21 protein-coding genes and 1 tRNA gene are annotated in these 17,869 nt (G+C 66.2%); 12 read left to right on the top strand and 10 right to left on the bottom strand.

Going from position 1 to position 17,869, the window contains the following annotated elements:
- Nucleotides 1-94 precede the first annotated feature (94 nt).
- Entirely contained in the window at nucleotides 95-433 is a 339-nt protein-coding gene (locus tag AB0C30_RS01185) for a MiAMP1 family antimicrobial peptide (protein ID WP_357938285.1), read from the bottom strand.
- Between the two features lie 729 nt (nucleotides 434-1,162).
- Between AB0C30_RS01185 and AB0C30_RS01180 the strand changes: the two genes are divergently transcribed.
- From AB0C30_RS01180 to AB0C30_RS01160, 5 genes are all read left to right on the top strand, one after another.
- Entirely contained in the window at nucleotides 1,163-2,812 is a 1,650-nt protein-coding gene (locus tag AB0C30_RS01180) for an ATP-binding cassette domain-containing protein (protein ID WP_357938283.1), read from the top strand.
- Nucleotides 2,813-3,054: 242 nt separating this feature from the next.
- Nucleotides 3,055-3,375, top strand: a complete 321-nt coding sequence (locus AB0C30_RS01175) for a prevent-host-death protein (RefSeq protein WP_357938281.1) — start codon at nucleotides 3,055-3,057, stop codon at nucleotides 3,373-3,375.
- On the top strand, nucleotides 3,372-3,794 hold the full coding sequence (locus tag AB0C30_RS01170; RefSeq protein WP_357938279.1) for a type II toxin-antitoxin system VapC family toxin: 423 nt from the start codon (nucleotides 3,372-3,374) through the stop codon (nucleotides 3,792-3,794). Before AB0C30_RS01175 ends, AB0C30_RS01170 begins: the two co-directional genes overlap by 4 nt.
- A gap of 95 nt (nucleotides 3,795-3,889) precedes the next feature.
- Complete coding sequence (locus AB0C30_RS01165; RefSeq protein WP_357938277.1) at nucleotides 3,890-4,432, top strand: GNAT family N-acetyltransferase; 543 nt, start codon at nucleotides 3,890-3,892, stop codon at nucleotides 4,430-4,432.
- A 201-nt stretch (nucleotides 4,433-4,633) separates the two neighbouring features.
- The gene (locus AB0C30_RS01160) at nucleotides 4,634-5,599 is read left to right on the top strand and encodes a VWA domain-containing protein (RefSeq protein WP_357938275.1); all 966 of its coding nucleotides are present in this window, start codon (nucleotides 4,634-4,636) and stop codon (nucleotides 5,597-5,599) included.
- 167 nt (nucleotides 5,600-5,766) lie between these two features.
- Here the strand turns inward: AB0C30_RS01160 and AB0C30_RS01155 are convergent, their stop codons facing one another.
- On the bottom strand, nucleotides 5,767-5,889 hold the full coding sequence (locus tag AB0C30_RS01155) for a hypothetical protein (protein WP_357938273.1): 123 nt from the start codon (nucleotides 5,887-5,889) through the stop codon (nucleotides 5,767-5,769).
- A gap of 278 nt (nucleotides 5,890-6,167) precedes the next feature.
- Here AB0C30_RS01155 and AB0C30_RS01150 point away from each other — a divergent pair, with 278 nt between their 5' ends.
- The 3 genes from AB0C30_RS01150 (at nucleotide 6,168) to AB0C30_RS01140 (ending at nucleotide 8,442) form a co-directional block, all read left to right on the top strand.
- Nucleotides 6,168-7,073 (top strand): S41 family peptidase, encoded by a 906-nt coding sequence (locus AB0C30_RS01150; protein ID WP_357938271.1) that lies wholly within the window; start codon nucleotides 6,168-6,170, stop codon nucleotides 7,071-7,073.
- 480 nt (nucleotides 7,074-7,553) lie between these two features.
- Nucleotides 7,554-8,138, top strand: coding sequence for a replication initiator (locus tag AB0C30_RS01145; RefSeq protein ID WP_357938269.1), 585 nt, complete (start codon nucleotides 7,554-7,556; stop codon nucleotides 8,136-8,138).
- Nucleotides 8,065-8,442, top strand: a complete 378-nt coding sequence (locus tag AB0C30_RS01140; protein WP_357939764.1) for a hypothetical protein — start codon at nucleotides 8,065-8,067, stop codon at nucleotides 8,440-8,442. Before AB0C30_RS01145 ends, AB0C30_RS01140 begins: the two co-directional genes overlap by 74 nt.
- Before the next feature lie 212 nt (nucleotides 8,443-8,654).
- On the opposite strand, the gene AB0C30_RS01135 is transcribed toward AB0C30_RS01140, so the two are convergent.
- From AB0C30_RS01135 to AB0C30_RS01125, 3 genes are all read right to left on the bottom strand, one after another.
- The gene (locus AB0C30_RS01135; RefSeq protein WP_357938267.1) at nucleotides 8,655-8,969 is read right to left on the bottom strand and encodes a hypothetical protein; all 315 of its coding nucleotides are present in this window, start codon (nucleotides 8,967-8,969) and stop codon (nucleotides 8,655-8,657) included.
- A gap of 715 nt (nucleotides 8,970-9,684) precedes the next feature.
- Nucleotides 9,685-10,227, bottom strand: a complete 543-nt coding sequence (locus AB0C30_RS01130; protein WP_357938265.1) for an Imm21 family immunity protein — start codon at nucleotides 10,225-10,227, stop codon at nucleotides 9,685-9,687.
- A gap of 220 nt (nucleotides 10,228-10,447) precedes the next feature.
- Nucleotides 10,448-10,753, bottom strand: a complete 306-nt coding sequence (locus AB0C30_RS01125) for a hypothetical protein (protein ID WP_357938263.1) — start codon at nucleotides 10,751-10,753, stop codon at nucleotides 10,448-10,450.
- A gap of 62 nt (nucleotides 10,754-10,815) precedes the next feature.
- On the opposite strand from AB0C30_RS01125, the gene AB0C30_RS01120 reads away from it, so the two are divergent.
- From AB0C30_RS01120 to AB0C30_RS01110, 3 genes are all read left to right on the top strand, one after another.
- Nucleotides 10,816-11,655 (top strand): S1 RNA-binding domain-containing protein, encoded by an 840-nt coding sequence (locus AB0C30_RS01120; RefSeq protein ID WP_357938261.1) that lies wholly within the window; start codon nucleotides 10,816-10,818, stop codon nucleotides 11,653-11,655.
- Between the two features lie 810 nt (nucleotides 11,656-12,465).
- Nucleotides 12,466-12,819, top strand: coding sequence for a DUF6247 family protein (locus AB0C30_RS01115; protein ID WP_357938259.1), 354 nt, complete (start codon nucleotides 12,466-12,468; stop codon nucleotides 12,817-12,819).
- Nucleotides 12,812-13,075, top strand: coding sequence for a hypothetical protein (locus tag AB0C30_RS01110; protein ID WP_357938257.1), 264 nt, complete (start codon nucleotides 12,812-12,814; stop codon nucleotides 13,073-13,075). The genes AB0C30_RS01115 and AB0C30_RS01110 overlap by 8 nt, the downstream gene beginning before the upstream one ends.
- Nucleotides 13,076-13,497: 422 nt before the next feature.
- Here the strand turns inward: AB0C30_RS01110 and AB0C30_RS01105 are convergent.
- From AB0C30_RS01105 to AB0C30_RS01085, 5 genes are all read right to left on the bottom strand, one after another.
- Nucleotides 13,498-13,573, bottom strand: a tRNA-Ala gene (locus tag AB0C30_RS01105).
- 19 nt (nucleotides 13,574-13,592) lie between these two features.
- Nucleotides 13,593-14,321, bottom strand: a complete 729-nt coding sequence (locus AB0C30_RS01100; protein WP_357938255.1) for an HAD-IA family hydrolase — start codon at nucleotides 14,319-14,321, stop codon at nucleotides 13,593-13,595.
- A 16-nt stretch (nucleotides 14,322-14,337) separates the two neighbouring features.
- A complete protein-coding gene (locus tag AB0C30_RS01095) occupies nucleotides 14,338-14,457 on the bottom strand; it encodes a DLW-39 family protein (protein WP_214635294.1) in 120 nt (39 codons plus the stop codon).
- A gap of 186 nt (nucleotides 14,458-14,643) precedes the next feature.
- A complete protein-coding gene (locus AB0C30_RS01090; RefSeq protein WP_357938253.1) occupies nucleotides 14,644-15,885 on the bottom strand; it encodes an MFS transporter in 1,242 nt (413 codons plus the stop codon).
- A gap of 38 nt (nucleotides 15,886-15,923) precedes the next feature.
- Nucleotides 15,924-16,373 (bottom strand): carboxymuconolactone decarboxylase family protein, encoded by a 450-nt coding sequence (locus AB0C30_RS01085; RefSeq protein WP_357938251.1) that lies wholly within the window; start codon nucleotides 16,371-16,373, stop codon nucleotides 15,924-15,926.
- A 67-nt stretch (nucleotides 16,374-16,440) separates the two neighbouring features.
- On the opposite strand from AB0C30_RS01085, the gene AB0C30_RS01080 reads away from it, so the two are divergent.
- Nucleotides 16,441-17,811, top strand: a complete 1,371-nt coding sequence (locus tag AB0C30_RS01080) for a PLP-dependent aminotransferase family protein (RefSeq protein WP_357938249.1) — start codon at nucleotides 16,441-16,443, stop codon at nucleotides 17,809-17,811.
- The last annotated feature ends 58 nt before the right edge of the window (nucleotides 17,812-17,869 follow it).

The raw sequence follows: 17,869 nt of genomic DNA, 5'->3' as shown, positions 1-17,869 counted from the left end.
CAGATCCCTGGTCACACCCGGCACGTTCCGATGTACCGCAGGGCATCAACGGCACCGATCCCCGGGGCGAGGCCGCCGGGTCAAGAGGTGGGCGTCAGCACACCACGAAGATGCTCTTCCACCCGACGCCCGTCGCCTGCTTCGCATTGCCGTTGGTGGGCAGCACGAAGTGCACCGGCCCTCTGTTGTTGATCTGGTTGTGCATTCGGCCGGACTGGCCGGAGCCGTACCACTTGTACGACCCGCGGTAGCGGAGGTTGGTCGTGCCGCACCTGTCGATGACCTGTGTCTGGCCGGTGAAGCCCGGCCCTTCGTAGGCCACGTACGTCGAGCCGGTGTCCGCGGACATCGAGGCGCTGGCGGCACCGCCCATGACTGCGACCAGGGAGGCAGAGATGGCGGAGACGAGGGCGATTCTCTTGATGCTCTTCACAGCGATCCTCCGGATGCGTCTTGACTGATTGCCAAATGTCACTTTGAGGAGAGGAGTCTCATGTCACTCACCACTCGCGCGGGCGGAGAGCCCGAACGCCGCAGCCGTAGACCGGCTCGGTAGCGGACGACGAGCTTGGACTCGCCGTAGGAGCGGGGCAAGGGACCGTCCTTTTCATAGGTTTTCCTGACGAGAAGAACATATGGACCGGCTCTTGATCGTCACTTGCATCCCACCTACACCAAACGTGACAAATGGCCGTAAAGCCACGACGGTGATGAGGAGTGGACGCCTGCTGCACGAGATCCAAAGGCCACTTCCCGATCATGGGAAGTGGCCTTTGACGTGCAGTGGAGCCTAGAAGATTCGAACTCCCGACACGTCCGGAAACCTACCGCCGAGCGAGACGAGACGGTCCGTCTTGACATCGGGTCGGCACTCCCCCATACTCAGCTCAACGAGACGGATCGTATCGTCTCAAATGAGTGAGGAGGTGGCATGACGACTGCCCCAGTGTGGCCAAGCCCGCATGGAGGAGTACCGGGCCTGGGAGCGCCTCAGCCGCCGTAAGGCGCCGGGCTGATCACTTGTCTCAAGCTGTTCTGGTCGCCGCGGGCGTCGCGCCTGTCGTCCGCGCTGAGAAGAGAAGGAGGAGCTCTGCGTACCCCTGCCCAACTGGCACTCAACGAGATCACCAAGCGCTACGGCACCCGCGTCGTCCTGGACCGGGTGTCACTCACCGTCAAACCCGGCGAGCGGATCGGGGTGATCGGCGACAACGGGTCGGGTAAGTCCACGCTGCTCAAGCTCATGGCGGACGCCGAGCGGCCGGACAACGGCGAGCTCGTGGTCGTCGCCCCCGGCGGCGTCGGATACCTGCCGCAGTCGCTCGCGTTGCCGCCGCATGCGACGGTGGCCGACGCCGTCGATCTGGCACTGGCCGACCTGCGCGAGCTCGAAGCCAGGATGCGGGCGGCCGAACGGTCGTTCGGGGCAGCGGGCATGGAGGCGTGCGCGGGGGCGGAGGCTCGCGCGGGCCTGGACGTCTACGCGGGGCTGGTTGCGCAGTTCGAGGCGCGGGGCGGCTACGAGGCCGACGCTCGTGTAGAGGTCGCGCTGCACGGGCTTGGGCTGCCCGGGCTCGAACGGAGCCGCCCGCTAGGCACGCTTTCCGGTGGCGAACGCGCCAGGCTCGCCCTGGCCGCCACGTTGGCGTCCGCGCCTGAGCTGTTGTTGCTCGACGAGCCGACGAATGACCTGGACGGCCAGGCCGTGGCCTGGCTCGAACAGCGCCTGCGCGCCCATCGGGGCACGGTCGTGGCCATCACGCACGACCGGATGTTCCTGGAGCGGGTGACCACTGCCATCCTGGAGGTCGCCGACGGGCAGGTTCGCCGCTACGGCGACGGATACACCGGATACCTCGCCGCCAAGGCCGCCGATCGCGCCGCTCAGGCGCGGGCCCACGAGGAGTGGAAGACGGAGCTGGACCGGCATGCCACGCTGGTGGCGGCCAACGCGGGCCGACTGGCCTCGATCCCTCGTAAGACGGCCAAGGCGGGTATGGGCACCGGGGCTTGGCGGGCGCGCTCGCGTACACACGGGGCCGCCGGGCGCATCCGGCAGTCTCAGCAGCGGCTACGGTGGCTCACCGACCACCCGGCGCCGCCGCCGCCCGAGCCGCTGCGCTTCACCGCCGCCTTCACCACCACGGGAGCCACCGCCGGGACCGAGGTGGCCGTGCTCGACAGCGTGGTGGTGGCGGGGCGGCTGCACCTGGAATCCCTGGCTGTCCGCGCCGGTGAGCGGCTGCTCGTCACCGGCCCGAACGGAGCGGGCAAGACCACGCTGATGCGAGTCCTCGCCGGAGAGCTGCGACCCGACGCGGGCGAGGTACGGCGGACCGGCCGAGTCGGATTCTTCCGGCAGGACGAGCTGGATTCCGGGGACGTGCTGCGGGCCGGGGTTCTTCGCCAGGATGAGCTGGGCACCGAGGGTACGCGAGTCTTTCCGCAGAACGAGCCGGCGGACCTGACCGTGCTGCGGGCCTACGCGCATGGACGTCCCGGGAGCCTGGACGAGCACGCGGACGCGTTGCTCGCCATGGGGCTGTTCCGGCCGTCCGACCTGGGGCTGCGCCTCGGGGAGCTCGCCTATGGGCAGCGGCGCCGGATCGAACTGGCGCGGCTGGTGAGCGAGCCCGTGGACCTGCTCCTGCTCGACGAGCCGACCAACCACCTGTCACCGATGCTCGTGGAGCAGCTGCAAGAGGCGCTGTCCTCTTTCCGTGGCGCGCTGGTCGTGGTGACGCACGATCGGCGCCTGAGGGCCACGTTCACCGGCGCCCACCTGGAACTGGGCGCGGGCATGGCGGCGTAGCCGGTCGCGGCCGTCAGGCCCTGCCGGCCCTGACGGCCGTGCCCACGGCACCCGGCTGCCCGCCACGGATCAAAGCGAACAAGATTCGCCGCATCACGTGGCGCAACGGGCTCCACAGGCTGAGCAGCCATACCGACCAACCTATCGTGCCGCTCCCATCAGTTACAGCTCCTGCGGGCTTGACATGCATCGTGGAGTGCTACTTGGTAGCACCGGATGGCACAACGCTGTAGGCTTCGGATGTGAGTACTCCTGAGCCGGACCACTCCCATGAGATCTCTCAACGCGACCTGCGCAATCGGTCAGCGGAGATCATGGATGGTCTGGAACGTGGGGAGCGATACGCCGTTACCCGTAATGGCCATCACATCGGTGATCTGGTCCCTCTCCGCCGCCGGCGCCGGGCCGTGTCGCGCGCCGAGTTCGCCGCTGTGTCGTGTGGCATGCCACGACTGGACGACTCCAAATATCGCGAGGACATGGACCGCCACGCCAACGACGATCTCTACGACCCTTACGATCGCGCATACGGCAGACGGGAATTCGCAGAGGACGAGGAATGACCCACGCCCTGGGGCTGCTCGACACCAACATCCTCATCCTGCGCGCCGGCCTGGATCCCGACGAACTCCCCGATGAGATGATGATCAGTGCCATCACCACCGCGGAGCTCTCGGTCGGCGTTCTGGCGGCGACAGGACCGCAGGAACTCGCCCAGCGAATGAAGATCCTTCAGACCGCCGAAGCCGAATTCGACCCACTCCCCTTCGACGACACCGCGGCCCGCGAGTACGGCCAGTTGTGGACGGCGGTCATCGCCTCAGGACGCAAACCACGCCCCCGCACTGCGGACCTGATGATCGCCTGCGTTGCGATCGCGAACCGGCTTCCTCTCTACACCTGCAATCCCAGGGATTTCAAAGGACTTGATCGTCTGCTTACCGTGGTCCCAGTAACCCGTCCGCAATGGGCCAGTGCATGAATGGAAAGCGCTCAGCCACCTACGACCTCGCCGGAGCTTAGCGACCGGAGTCCCCCTTTCTCCCTCCTGTCGGAGCCGTCTGCCAGGCTGTGGCCATGCCGCATGAGGGAGTCACAGAGTTTCTCCAGATCACCAGCCGGGACGAGATGTCGCCCGGACTGCGGCGGGAGCTGGTCGAGTGCTGGGTCACGGTGACCAACGCCGGGGGCGCGGCCGGTTTCCCGTTTCCCTCTGTCACCTTCGATCAGGTGGCGGAAGTAGCTGATCAGCTCATCGCCGGCCTCGACTCGCACCGCAGCCGCTTCCTCTTGGCTCTCGTAGACGGGACGCTCGCTGGCTGGCTGAACGTGCGCAGAGATGCCAACCCATTGATCGCCCACTGGGGAACGGTCCATCACGTCCAAACCCACACCGACTTCCGCAGCAAGGGGATCGGAGCCGCACTGATGCACCGCGTGCGCCATCTGGCCCGCGATGAGATGGGGCTCGAACAACTCCGCCTCGCCGCCCGTGGTGGAGTTGGGCTCGAAGACTTCTATAGGCGGCAGGGCTGGAAAGAGATCGGCCGTTGGCCTGGCGCGCTGCGGCTCGCGCGCGGCGATGATCGCGACGAAATCCTGATGATGCTTGAGCTCTGACTGTTCCGACCCGAACGGCAGGCCCTGGGCCCGACACGTCACACGAACGCGGTGCGGGCGCTGGCGATGTCCGTTCCGGACGGTCGCCCCGTCCCAGCAGAGTGCGCAGGCGGGCGCCGACCCATTTGAAGGCGTGCGAAGGTGAGAAGGAGGAGAACTACACTCGGCCCTCCCCCGGCCGATGGGTTATGGGGAGGACGCATGACCTTTCTGGCCGCCGGCTGGCTGTGGTCGTTCGCGGTCCTGGCCGTCGTCGTGGCAGGCTACATCGCCGTCCAGTTCCGGCGGCCCCAGCAGATGGCGCGCTTCACCAACCCGAGGTTGCTCGATCTGGTCGCGCCCGCCCGTCCCGGCTGGCCGCGGCACATCGCGGCGGCCATGTTCGTCGTGCTGATGGCTCTGCTCATCGTGGCCGCGGCACGCCCGGCCGCCTCCGTTCAGGTTCCCCGCGAGCGGGCCACGATCATCGTGGCCATCGACGTGTCACTGTCGATGGTCGCCACCGACATTCCGCCATCCCGGTTGGCGGCCGCCAAGAGCTCGGCCAAGATGTTCATCACGAGCCTGCCCGAGCGGTTCAACGTCGCCCTGATCTCCTTCGCCCGATCCGCGGCAGTGGTGGTGGCGCCCACCCTCGACCACACGGCGGCCATCCGAGCGATCGACGCGCTGAAACCCGCTCCCGGAACCGCCATCAGCGAAGCCGTCTTCTCCGGCCTGGACGCGATCCGCTCCTTCGACCAACGCTCGGCGAGCGATCCACCACCGGCAGCCATCGTGCTGCTGTCCGACGGCGACAACACCTCCGGCCGAGTCGTACCCGATGCGACCAAGGCCGCCGCCGCAGCCAGAGTCCCGGTCTCCACCATCGCCTTCGGCACGCCCAACGGTGCCGTCGAGATCAACGGACGCCGCCTCGAGGTCCCGCCCAACGAGGAAACCTTGCGCACCCTGGCCGAAGGCACTGCCGGACGCGCCTACAACGCCCAGACGGCCGGCTCGCTGGATGAGGTGTACGAGAGCATCGGCACCTCGCTCGGCACCACGACCAAACAGCAGGAGGTGGGCTACCAGGTGCTGCGCTGGGCCCTGCTCCCCGCCTTCGCGCTGGCCGCGCTGGCACTGCTGACTCCGATCAAGCCGGCCTGGGCCTGCCCCTCCCGGTGACAGCAACGGGCCTTTACTTTTACGCATCGTCTACGGCGTGAGGCGGAGGTAGACGAGCAGGATGATTCGGCTTGGACCGTCTCTACCGCAAGGGGCGAACGGCTGCGATTGGCGGTGAGCCATTCCAGTTGCGCGGTCATACCGGTGAGCAGGTCGGTGGCCGACGGTCAGCCGAGCAGCAGATGCGCCGTGGACACATCCGCGAAGGTGACCGGGACATCGCCGCTACGCGCGCTGGTCGAGCGGACGTTGATGGGCTGGCCGGTGCTCCACCCATCAGCGGCGATCAAGGCTTGATCACCAGCGAGATTTGGCCCCACCCCAGCGGCCGTCGCCTCGAAGGCCGGTGAGGTGGGGGCGGGCCTTCGGAGTGGTCGGGCTGTGCCGCTGGTGGCCCAGGGGTGAAGAGCAACCGCTGACGCAACGGGTGGGCGAGCGCCGCGAACTGCTCAGCCGCGCCGATCTCCAGAACCTCCTCAGGAGGTGGCAAGTGTGAAGACTGATCACGCATACCGAAGGTTTTCAACGTCTTTGACGTTTTCGTCAGGGCAGTGCTCTACTCCCTGCCATGACGACTCTGACGAACCTTCAGCCCGCCCCTGTCATCGACGAGACAACCCGGCTGCTGACCGAGCACTACGTTTTCCCTGAGATAGCCGAGCAGCTCGCCGACCTGCTACAACGACGCCTCGCCGAGGGCGCCTATGACGTCGGCAGTGCCGAGGAACTCGCCCGTCTGGTCACCGCGGACCTGCAGTCCGTCAACAACGACAAACACCTGAGACTGAAGCATCACGCCGAGCCGGTGTCCCCCAAGCAGGGCGCGGCAACCCTGGACTCCATCCGCCGGGACTTCGACGCCTCGCTGGGCGGTGCGCCCCGGGTGGAGTTGCTCGAGGGAGGGGTCGCCGTGGTGGAGCTGGCGCCGATGCTGTTTCCGCTGGATTGGGCCGCCGAACCGCTGAGCGCCGCGCTCACCCTGGCCTCCCGCGCCCAGGCGCTGATCGTGGACCTTCGCAACAACCGGGGCGGCGACCCGGACACCGTCGCCTTCGTCTGCAGTTACCTCCTGGACGAGCGCACCCACCTCAACACCATGTACTGGCGCAGCAGCGAGCGCAGCGAGCAGTCCTGGAGCCTGCCGCACGTTCCCGGCGCGCGTTTCGGCGGCAGCAAACCGTTGTACGTGTTGTCCAGTGACAGCACCTTCTCCGCCGCTGAGGAACTGGCCTACGACCTGCAACAGCTCGGCCGCGCCGTTGTCGTCGGCGAGCCCACCCGCGGCGGCGCACACCCGTGCAAGGGCTGGACCGTCCACCCCCACCTGGAAACCACCGTCCCCACCGGCCGCGCCATCAACCCCGTCTCCGGCGCGAACTGGGAGGGCACCGGTGTGCAGCCGGACGTCCCTTGCGCTGCCGCGGAATCCCTCGACCAGGCACACGCACTGGCCCTCGCCCGACTGGCAGGCTGACGCAGTCCAGCTCATCGACAGTGGTACCAAACGTCGTTCGTGATCAAGGCGACTGGAGCTCCGGGCCTGGTACCAGACCGCGCTGAGGTTGGTACCAAAACTCATGCTTCAACCATGCCCCCCGGGGTGGGGCCAGTTCTCACCGAACATGAATCCGCTTCACCCCGTGGGTCCAGCGTACTTCGCCAGGTGGAGCCAGAATTCGTTCCTCAACTCAGGGCGTCGTCTCGCAAGCCGATGAGACCGTGGGTGGGTGATCTGTACATGCTTCGTCGCCATCATCGCCGTCAATTCCCGCTACGGAGACTCTCGGTTACCCGTCGATCCAGATGATCTCCGTCCTGTGCACGAGTAACATGTCGCTCGGTCTGAGGAACTGGCTCTGACTTGGGGGGGAAGCCTCCTCGTCTGTAAGTAGTTCAGGCTGCTTTCCACCCCCACACGGAACAGCCACGTAGCAGCCCGGTGTACCGCAGGGGTATGCGCCCCCCGGCTTCGGCGCGTGGGCTCGCTCCGGTGTCCGATGCCGAGAGCCGACGAAGGGGTCATCTAGCCCGAGCTGGACGAAACAACACCCCCACCTCCCGCACCGCCGTGTCATGTCCTGCACGGGACTCCCTACGCCACCACCTGGCCAAACTCGGCGGCCTAGCCCTCAAAGACCTCCGCCACCACGTCACTGCCTCCTTCGCCAAAGTCGCCGAATACCAGCGACGCGGCGGCGCCGTCCACTTCCACGCCGTCATCCGCCTCGACGGTCCAGGCGGCCCCACCGCACCACCATCGGCCTGGGTCACCGCCGACACCCTGACCGACGCCGTCCAACACGCCGCCCACGTGGTCGGTCGAGGAAGTGCGGACCTTCCTGGAGTCGGCGCGAAGAAAGGAGGACCCGATGTACCCGGCGTACGCCCTGGTGCTTGTCCTCGGGCTGCGCCTGGGCGAAACTCTCGGGCTGCGTTGAGAGGACGTCGATCTCGACCAGGCCGAGATGACGATCGGCTGGCAGCTCCAGCGCGTCGCGGGCAAGCTGCTGCACCGCCAGACCAAGACGGACGCCTCTGAGGCCACCCTGCCCTTCCCTGAGATCGTCACGACGGCCCTCCGTGCCCGTCAACGAGCGTGTGACACCGCCCGGGAAACGGCTGGAGAGGGCTGGCAGGACACAGGGTTCGTATTCACCACCGCCAGTGGCCGTCCGATCGAGCCGTCCAACTTCCGCCGCAGCTTCGCGAACGCCTGCGCCAAGGCCAGAGTGCGCAAAGTCCATGTCCACGCCACCCGCAAGACCTGCGTATCTTGCTCGTCGCCCTCGACGTCCACCCGCGGGTCGCCATGCAGATCCTCCGCCACTCCCAAATCGCGGTGATCATGAACATCTACAGCGAAGTGTCCTCGGGGGAGACACGCAAGGCACTCAAGCGCCTGGGAGATCATCTAGAACGCTAGAACAAGATTGATCGCTGAAGGCCATTCCTTCCGAGGGATGGCCTTTCTTAGTGCCGCGACCGCATGCGTTCACCGGGTTGTTCACCGCGCTACTCTTTTCACGCCTTGGTGCCGAATGTACTGGTCAGATGACTACTTCTCGCGCAGGCTCTCGATTTCGGCGGCCAATGCGGCCATGTCGCGCACATGCCCGTAGTACTTGGTCGCATACTGATCGTCGATCATCGGGAGGACCTTCTCGCACGCCGACGCCAGCCGCGTCAGGCCAGAGCGGTGTTGTGCGCTGAGCGGGCCTTTAAGGACGCCTGCGGCGAAGCCATAGATGTCCGCGTCGAGCATCACCATGTCCTGGTCCTCGACGTCGAGGCCGCGGAAGCCAGACGAGAATGGCATGGCCATGTGCTCGGCCATCATCTGCGAGAGCGCGTCGAGCTTCTCTTCCAACATGCGGAAACCCTCCCAGGGCACGCGGGCGTCCCCACGTGCGGTTAACCAGCGATTGGAACACCTCGCCCCAGCGAATCTCAACCCTTTTGTTGCCCAGCGCTCGTAAGGTCAGCAGTCATGGCGCATGTCGTGATTTGGGTGAAGCCCTACGAGCGAGAGAATCACAGCCCAGACACAGAGGGATACAAAGGCCTTTGCGGCTGGCATGGGATGACTGCGGGGCGAGGTCCGTGTCCGAACAAGCCGTACGCGAGCGTGAAGCTCCGGTATGCGGACTACCAGCCGGTGCAGTCAGCGTGCGTTGAGGCCCTCAAGGAGATCTCACAGCGCTACGACTTCCCGATCCCTCAGGAGCAGACTGAGCGTGTCGAGGCAAGTTGATGCTGTAGCTGTATTTTGCAGCTGTACAAGATCGAAAAGGCTACCTCCCGATCATGGGAAGTGGCCTTCTACGTGCTGTGGAGCCTAGGGGATTCGAACTCTGGACTTCCTGCTTGCAAAAGACGCATACCCGGCCTGTCACCCTCAGAGGGGCACCCGGCCGCAGGCCGGGCGGCCCTCGCGCGGTGCTTTCTGGTCATGGCCCCGAGGGCGGGTCCGGGTCGAACGCGGCCCACCTGCCGGGTAGACGTGCGCTTGGCCTACGCCACCGAAGCAACTCCGGGCCAGACCACGTGATCCGCGGAAAGGCACAGGCGCAGATTACGCCCAAAGCTCAGGTTGCTGGCTGGAGTTGGACGAGGATCATCCGATAGTCCTCGTTTTCCGTATAGGTGGCTCGGACCCTGTACCGTCCAGGCTCAAGATCAATAATGAGGCGCTCGTCAGGCTCCAGCTCAGCACCGGGGATTGCAGAGTCGAAGAGCACGACAGCTTCCCGTACCTCCCAGTTCAGGTCTTCATCATCGTCCCAGACCGGCTCCACTGCGAGGGCTCTCTTGGCCGCCTCAACCAGCTCAGTCTCGGAGTTTGCAGCGGCCCAGCGTAAGAAGAGGCGTTCGGCCGGCAGATAGGTCGTCATGGCAGGTTCGTCGCCGAGAACAAGGGCCTGCTGCGTACCAACGGTAACGAGGCCGATGTAGCCTTCAACGGCACAGGCTCGGCCGTAGTCGCCCCAGGTTTCTACGGGACCGTCGTTGTCATCCACACCCGCCCAGCTGTTCAGCTTGGATTTGGAGACGGCGATTAGTGGCCCTCCTGCGGTGCGGACCCAGGTATGCAGCACTGATGGCCTCACTTTCGCTGCGTGATTGTTCATGGGTGGAGAGAGTACGGGCAGCGGCCAAATCCCTGGAAGGGAGCACAGGCGATCCACTGCTACCTACGACCGAGTCAGCGCCTACATGCCCGGAAATACGACCTCAGTTCAGCGCTATCCGGTGAGCCGGCGCTGCTTTCCGATCGTGGACCGAAAAGGGGTTAAGAGTGGGCCTCTTCAAAAGGGAACCCGCACTGTGACAATGAGCGAGTTCGGCCGACTACCTCCGCCAGGGCAGCTCCTCGATCGTGGTGATGTCGCCCGCCGCAAGTAGTCCGAAGAGTCGCAGCATCTCCTCGCGGCTGACCTTGCGCATCTCCCCGGGAGCCACCGAGTCATCGTCAGTGTCCTCCCACACCAGCAGGCCGCCGGTGAACGCGCTGAGACACCACCCGCTCTCATGCGACAACGACACATCAGGATGCTCGTCGTCTGCCTCTGCCAGACCATCCAGAACCCGCCGCATCGCGTCCGCATCAGGCTCGTCGATCGTCTCGCCCATCAAGTCGTACATGAAGAAACTCATGTGATCCATTACCTCATGAAGTGATCCACAGGGACGGGGCCAGTTATGACAGGGTGAGCAGTGTGGATAGGCCGACGGGCGATCAAGACATAGTTGAGATCTTGAGGGCGGTTCGGGTCGGCGACATCGTCTCGGGGACGATCACACATGTGGGACGTCCTCACGGGTCTGCGGTGAGGCTCGACGGGCGCCTGGGGCTGGTATCGGCGAACATCGGGCCCTTGGACTTCTCCTGGCGTCACCGGTCGGATGAGGCCAGACAGGTCGGCCAGCGCGTCACCGCCGAAGTGATCGCTGTCGATGAGGAACAGGGAATGATCGGTCTGTCCCTGGCCGCGACCGAGAACCCCGAACTCTGGGCATTCCTGAAAGGACTCCGCCCTGGTGAGGTGCTCAGCGGTGAAGTGGCAGACGTGCAGCGGTTCGGTGTGTTCGTGGCGCTGGATGATGGGCCGCCGCATCCCGTCTATCCAGGAGTAGGTTTCATCACGGTCCCCGAGCTGTCCTGGCGCCATTTCGATGAGGTTTCTGAGGGCGTCGAGGTAGGGCAGCGAGTCACCTGTTCCTTTCTCTACTTCGATGACGTACAGGGCGAAGCAAGGCTCTCCCTTCGCTCACTTCAACCTGATCCTTTCCAGGAGTTCGCCGACGCGGCTCGCGAGGGACAGGAGTTCTGCGGAACCGTGACCAAGCTCGTCCCGTTCGGAGCCTTCGTCAGACTCGTTGAAGGCTTCGAGGGCCTGGTGCCCTTGGATGAGCTCGTCTCTATGCCTGTCGAGACTCCCGAGCAGGTCGTTCAGGTCGGCGACCGCGTCAAGGTGACCATCATCAGCTTGGATCGCGACGCCCGCCGATTGCTCCTCTCCCGCAAGAGGGCTGAGTCTGATCCTCTGTCGCCTTGATGGCACCTGGACAAGGGGCAGCACGCTCCGGGGCCGATGCGAGCGCGCCGTCCTCACCGAAAGCGTGGAGTACGTACAGACAAGAGCCCGCTATCCGATGAGCCAGGGCTGAGCGCGCCTGAACCCCCAGCACGAAGCGCCCCATTGCGAAGCCCGTTGTGCGCCGAAGGCGCCCCAGGAAGAACAGCCCGAGCGATAGCGAGGACCGCTCGGGGCGGGCTTCCACGACCAACCACCCAGACGGGCAACGGGTGGGCGGCACCCGGCCCACCTACCCGAAGAAAATGGTGGAGCCTAGGAGATTCGAACTCCTGACTTCCTGCTTGCAAATCGGCCTGATCCCCAGGCGGAACGGCCTCGACCTGGGCCGTCTATGGTCCGCGAGCGACCGTGACTGACGGCTGTTGACCGCCCTTAATGGCACGCTAATGGCACGACGATCATGTCTGTTACCTGGTCGCGTCCATGCGAGGCGTGCACCCGCCCGCCTGATCATCCCATCTGCCATCGACCCATCCGCATGGGGAGCGAGCCAGGGCTACAGGTCCCAGACGGAGCGCCCCACCGAACGGACGACAAGTCATGACTTCCGGGCGCCGATCGTCCGGCGGCACGGTGGTGACGCCTGAGCCGAAGACCGGACTCGACATCCAGCAGACGTCTATCCTGACGATTACGCGCTCCGGAATCCGCCGCCAGCGACACGAGGACGCCAGCCGCCCGACACAGGGCTTTTTACCTGCGGTTCCAAGGTGGATAAGGGTTCAGTTGTATCGGTAGCGTGGAGGTGTAACAGCTTGGAGGTCAACGATGTCCACCCCGCATCAAGACAGCGAGTCGCTGATCCCTCAGCCGCCACTGACCACCGCCGCCCTCAGGGCAGCAGTTGCCCAGATCGCTCCGGCCTACCTCAGCCAGTTTGTCGACCACCTCGACCAGGCGACAGAGCAGGCGGCGCGACAGAGCACGGTGGCACCTCTGCAGAACTTCTTGCAGCAATGGGGTGAGTTCGTGGCGATTCAGCGCTATCCCGCCCGAGCGGCCCGCCTGCACGCGTTGGAGACAGAGGTCGCTACCGCGACCGACAGAGTCAAGTTGGACTCGGCCTTGGCCGAAATCCATGAGATCACGGCATCCGCGCGCCGAGAGGTCGTCGGTGAGTGACGCCTGGACCTGGGAGTACAACCCCGACGCCGAGCATGTCATTGCCGGGCTCCCGCCGACAGTCATCCTTGAGGTTGAGCGGCTTGCTGACCAACTCGCAGTTCTCGGGAGAGATGCGGTCCGCGCCGGTAGAGGCCCGTTGTATGGGGGAGGTCTTCGAACGCTCGATCTGTTCGGCGGCCGCGGGTTCCTCCACTTCATCGTCGCGGAGCATCTGCGCCTTGCGCTGATCGTTCGCGTTACCTGGATAGATTGACGCGTGATTGTGGCAAATGATGACGAGTGGCGGCGTCTGTCAGTCAGCCTTAGACCACTGTCATCTAGTCACTTGACCTATCAAGTTTGGCTTTCCTGGAACTGGGACCGCAGCGCCAGGAGGCACTTTCCAGCTCACTCCATATGAACGACCACGTTGAACGCGCAGGCGGAGCCTGCGCGTCAAGAAAATAAGGCGTATGAGCGAAGCGAAGTCCTCCGGGGGTCGGGGCTTCGGCCCGACTGGAAGCAGCGCCTGAACCCCCAGCGCGAAGCGCCCCATTGCGAAGCCCGTTGTGCGCCGAAGGCGCCCCAGGAAGAACAGCCCGAGCGATAGCGAGGACCGCTCGGGGCGGGCTTCCACGACCAACCACCCAGACGGGCAACGGGTGGGTGGCACCCGGCCCACCTACCCGAAGAAAATGGTGGAGCCTAGGAGATTCGAACTCCTGACTTCCTGCTTGCAAAGCAGGCGCTCTGCCAACTGAGCTAAGGCCCCTCGACGTGACGAAGATAGCTTACCGGCCCCCGACACCCATCTGCTGCCTACTCGGGTCTTCGCTCAAGATCAAGCCTGGGAAGTCGGCGATCGAGTCCAGGATGTGTGTGGCGCCTCCCTTGAGGAGTCGCTCCCGGCTGTGGACGCCGGTCATCACGCCGGCCACGATCGAGGCGCCGGCTCGGCGGCCGCAGAGCATGTCGCTTTCCGAGTCGCCGATGACCGCCACCTGTCGTACGTCCTCGATGCCGAGGCGGAGTACGGCGTGCAGGACCATGTCGGGCCAGGGGCGGCCGCGGCCGCCCGCGTCTTCGGGGCAGATGGCGAGGTCGATCTTGTCGTGCCAGCCGAGCACGCTGAGGATGCGGCTCAGGGTGACGCGGCTGAAGCCGGTGATCAGGGCCAGTTTCAGGCCGGAGCCGCGGAGCTTGTCGAGGACCTCGATGACTCCGGGCATGGGAACGAGACCTGCTCGGTCGAGCGCACCCTCGTATGAGCGCTCGAACGTCAGGTTCGCCGCCTGAGCCTGGGCCTCGTTGCCGGGGAAGATCCCTCGGAAGACATCGATCTTCGGGCAGCCCCGGGACCGGTGCACGTGCACCATGGCACGCGCGTACGCGCCGGTCCCGGGGACGATGCCCTGAGTGGCTATCGCCTCGGCGAAAGCCCGCTCGACCATGGCGATGTCACCGACTGTTGTGCCGGCCAGGTCCAGGCACGCCAGCTTTATCTGGACGACGTCATTCATCGCCTCGCCAGGTCGGTTAGTTCTCGCTGCCGGTGGCCTCGGTCCAGAGATCGAGCTCGGCGCGGTCGGCCTGCACCTTGCGCCAGACCAGCAGCCCCCCAAGGGCGATCAGCGCCAGAACGACAAGCTTCTTCACGGTGTGACCCCACTTCTTCGACGGCCTCACCTGCCGGGGTGAGACCCAACGGTTGACATGCAGCCTAGCAAGGGATGGCTGCGGTCCTTGTGTTGTGCACGAACCAGATGTACCGGATGTGCAAAGAACGAATGAACAACCCCAGGTGGGGCCGGTTATCCCGTCCCATCTCGGACACCAGGTAGATCATGTCAAACCGTAGCGGTTGCGGGTGGCCCAGCTCACGGCCGGGGTCATCGCGGCGCCGGCCGCCACGAACAGGCCGCCGACCAGCAGCCACCCCAGCGTGCCCCCGCCGATGACGAGGGTGGTGAGGACGACCGGGCCGAGCATCCTGGCCACCGCCATCCCGGTCCCGAAGAAGCCCTGGTACTGGCCCTGCTTGTCCGCCGGAGCCAGGGTGAAGCCGATCTCCCAGGCGCCCGCCCCGAGCAGCATCTCGCCGTACGCCTGGAGCCCGGCCGCGGCGAGCAGGATCAGCCCGGCGAGCCAGGCCGACGAGCCGATGGCCGACATCGCGAACACCGCGCAGGCCGCCAGCATGACCAGGCCCGCGTACCGCACCGACCGGGAGGCGTCGGCCAAGCCCCTGACCCGCCGCGCGATCCGTACCTGAAAGAGCAGCACGCTCACCGTGTTGACCAGGAGCAGGGCCGAGACCAGCCAGGTCGGTGCCGTGGTGCGCTGGACGATCCAGAGGGGGACGATCAGGCTGAGCAGCGGCATGTAGAAGAGCATGACCGCGTTGATCAGCGTGATCACCGCGTACGGCCGGTCCCTGAGCACGGCCAGCTTCGGCCCGGCGGCGGCGGGGACGGGGGCGACGGCGGGCAGTCGCAGCAGCAGGAGGGCAGCGACCAGGAAGCTGACGGCGTCCACCGCGAACACCGTCAGGTACGCCTCCCGGCTGTCCACATGCAGCGCGAACCCGCCCAGAGTGGCGCCCATCGCGAGGCCGCCGTTGATCGTGGACTGGAGTACGGCCCGGACCTCCGTGCGTTTGCCCGGCTCGATCAGTCCGGCCAGCAGCGCCTGGCGGGCCGCGGACAGGCCGGTCTGCGCGGTGCCGTACAGGCAGGCGGCCAGTACGAACAGCGCGAACGACCGCACGAACAGGAACGACATGACCGCGACGGCGGTCGACAGGGCCAGGAGGACGGCCACTCCGCGCGGCCCGCGGCGGTCGGCCAGGTGGCCGAGGGGGACGCCCGCGACGGTGCCGACAGCCCAGCCCAGCGTGAGCCCTAAGCCGATCTCCGTCGCCGACAGGCCGACGATCCTGGCGAAATAGAGCGCCGAGGTGACCAGGTAGGCGCCGTCGCCGATCGAATTCGCCAGCTGCGCCTGTACGAGGAGCCGCCTGCTCGACCGCCTGCTCGCCGTCGTGGATCTCGGAGTGGGTCCCGGAGTAGGTCCCGTCGTAGTCATCGTCGCAGGTCCCGTCGCGGTAAGAGTGGCACCGGCGGTCAGCCCTTGTACGACTCGGGGGTCATGCGGGTGGCCACGCCCATCCGGTTCCAGGCGTTGATCGTGGCGACGGCCACCACCAGGGCGGCGAGTTCCTGGTCGTCGAAGTGTTCGGCGGCATGCTGCCAGATCTCGTCGGTGATGTCGTCGGTCGAGAGCCTGGTGGCGGCCTCGGTGAAGGCCAGGGCGGCGCGTTCCTGGGCGGTGAAGAAGGGGGCCTCCTGCCATACGGCCACGGCGTGCAGCCTGGCGTCGCTCTCGCCCGCCTGCTTGGCGTCGCCGCTGTGCATGTCCACGCAGTAGACGCAGCCGTTGATCTGGCTGGCGCGCAGGCGTACCAGCTCCAGCAGGGGTGCGGGCAGGGTGCTGTGCCGGACGTACCGGTCGAGGCCGGCCATGGCTTTATAGGCCTCGCCGGCTAGTTCGCCGAGATTCATGCGCTGTGTCATGGCTCCACCCTAAGACTCATCTTGTCCCGGTATAAGCTCCAATTTTCGGGTAAATGATTGGGCCAAGATGGATGTCCACGTAAGCCTTCATGGCCGGGGTGACCTGGCCGCACAGGTCTACCGGCAGTTGCTGGACGCGATCCTCGACGGCCGGCTCAGATCGGGCGAACGCCTGCCGCCGACCCGCGAGCTGGCCAGACGGCTGGAGATCTCCCGGAACACGGTCGCGGTCGCCTACGACCGCCTGGTGGCCGACGGCTTCCTCGTCGGCCGGGCGGGCGCGGGCACGTTCGTCTCGGCGGAGCGGGTACGCGCCACCAGGTCGGCGCCCCAGGGCGTCGTACGGCCCCGTGCCATCTGGCGGTCCATGGCCGCCGAGGCGCCGGCTTCCACCCACGAGTACGACTTCCGCGTGGGCGTGCCCGATCCCCGGCTGTTCCCGATGGAGACGTGGCGCAGGCTGGTGGCCCGTGAGCTCCGTACCAGCCTCGCCGGATATGCCGACCCTTCCGGCCACGAAGCCCTAAGGGACGCTATCGCACGACATATAGGTATCAGCCGCTCCGTACGAGCCGGTGCCGACGACGTCCTGATCACCAACGGCGCCCAGCAGGCGCTCGACCTCATCGGCCGGGTGCTCATCGACCCCGGCGCCTGCGTGGCGGTCGAGGAGCCGGGCTACCCGCCCGCGCGCCGGCTGTTCCGCTCACTGGGCGCCCGCGTGGCCGGAGTCCCGGTGGACGGCGAGGGCATCGACGTGACCGCCATCCCGAACGCCGCCCGGCTGGTGTATGTCACCCCTTCCCACCAGTTCCCGCTCGGCACCCCGATGTCGCTGGCTCGCCGCGCCGCGCTGCTGGCCTGGGCGGAGCGGCGGCGCGGCGTGATCGTCGAGGACGACTACGACAGTGAATTCCGCTTCGGCGACCGGCCGCTGGAGCCGCTCCAGAGCCTGGACCGGTCGGGGCGGGTCATCTATGTCGGCTCGTTCTCCAAGACGCTGCTGCCCATGCTGCGCCTCGGCTTCCTGGTCGCCCCCGCTTCGCTCATGCCCGCGCTGCGCGCCGCCAGGCAGCTGAGCGACTCCCACGGCGAGCTGTCCACGCAGGCCGCGCTGGCCCGCTTCATCGACGAGGGCCTGCTGGCCAGGCACATCAGGAAGGCCACCCGCGAGTACGCCGCCCGGCACGCCCTCGTCGTCGACAGCCTCGCCGACGACGACCGCCTGCGGCTGGTCCCCTCGGTCGCGGGGCTGCACCTGTGCGCCCGCTTCTCCCCTGGGGTGTCCGTACGTCCGGCTCCCCGGCTCGCGCTGGAACGGCTCGACGCCTACTGCGGTGAGAGCCCCGCCCAGCAGGGCCTGGTTCTGGGGTACGGCGCGATTCAGCAAGCCGAGATCCCCGAGGGCTTGAACGTCCTGAAGGAAGCCCTGGTCTGACACCGTCACACGACTGTCTCGATCCCTGTGACGGTCTGTGGTGGCTGGGGTCCTTATT

It is taken from the genome of Nonomuraea sp. NPDC048901 (genome assembly GCF_040649695.1).
In the GTDB taxonomy this organism is placed as follows: domain Bacteria; phylum Actinomycetota; class Actinomycetes; order Streptosporangiales; family Streptosporangiaceae; genus Nonomuraea.
This window is presented reverse-complemented; position numbering and strand designations above follow the sequence as displayed.

Bases quoted from the DNA above. Each gene is read 5' to 3' on its own strand.
- AB0C30_RS01140 (WP_357939764.1), top strand. From the start codon at position 8,065: ATGACGATCGGCTGGCAGCTCCAGCGCGTCGCGGGCAAGCTGCTGCAC.
- AB0C30_RS01145 (WP_357938269.1), top strand. From the start codon at position 7,554: ATGCGCCCCCCGGCTTCGGCGCGTGGGCTCGCTCCGGTGTCCGATGCC.
- AB0C30_RS01100 (WP_357938255.1), bottom strand. From the start codon at position 14,321: ATGAATGACGTCGTCCAGATAAAGCTGGCGTGCCTGGACCTGGCCGGC.
- AB0C30_RS01135 (WP_357938267.1), bottom strand. From the start codon at position 8,969: ATGTTGGAAGAGAAGCTCGACGCGCTCTCGCAGATGATGGCCGAGCAC.
- AB0C30_RS01170 (WP_357938279.1), top strand. From the start codon at position 3,372: ATGACCCACGCCCTGGGGCTGCTCGACACCAACATCCTCATCCTGCGC.
- AB0C30_RS01090 (WP_357938253.1), bottom strand. From the start codon at position 15,885: ATGACTACGACGGGACCTACTCCGGGACCCACTCCGAGATCCACGACG.
- AB0C30_RS01130 (WP_357938265.1), bottom strand. From the start codon at position 10,227: ATGAACAATCACGCAGCGAAAGTGAGGCCATCAGTGCTGCATACCTGG.
- AB0C30_RS01115 (WP_357938259.1), top strand. From the start codon at position 12,466: ATGTCCACCCCGCATCAAGACAGCGAGTCGCTGATCCCTCAGCCGCCA.
- AB0C30_RS01080 (WP_357938249.1), top strand. From the start codon at position 16,441: ATGGATGTCCACGTAAGCCTTCATGGCCGGGGTGACCTGGCCGCACAG.
- AB0C30_RS01085 (WP_357938251.1), bottom strand. From the start codon at position 16,373: ATGACACAGCGCATGAATCTCGGCGAACTAGCCGGCGAGGCCTATAAA.
- AB0C30_RS01160 (WP_357938275.1), top strand. From the start codon at position 4,634: ATGACCTTTCTGGCCGCCGGCTGGCTGTGGTCGTTCGCGGTCCTGGCC.
- AB0C30_RS01165 (WP_357938277.1), top strand. From the start codon at position 3,890: ATGCCGCATGAGGGAGTCACAGAGTTTCTCCAGATCACCAGCCGGGAC.
- AB0C30_RS01150 (WP_357938271.1), top strand. From the start codon at position 6,168: ATGACGACTCTGACGAACCTTCAGCCCGCCCCTGTCATCGACGAGACA.
- AB0C30_RS01125 (WP_357938263.1), bottom strand. From the start codon at position 10,753: ATGAGTTTCTTCATGTACGACTTGATGGGCGAGACGATCGACGAGCCT.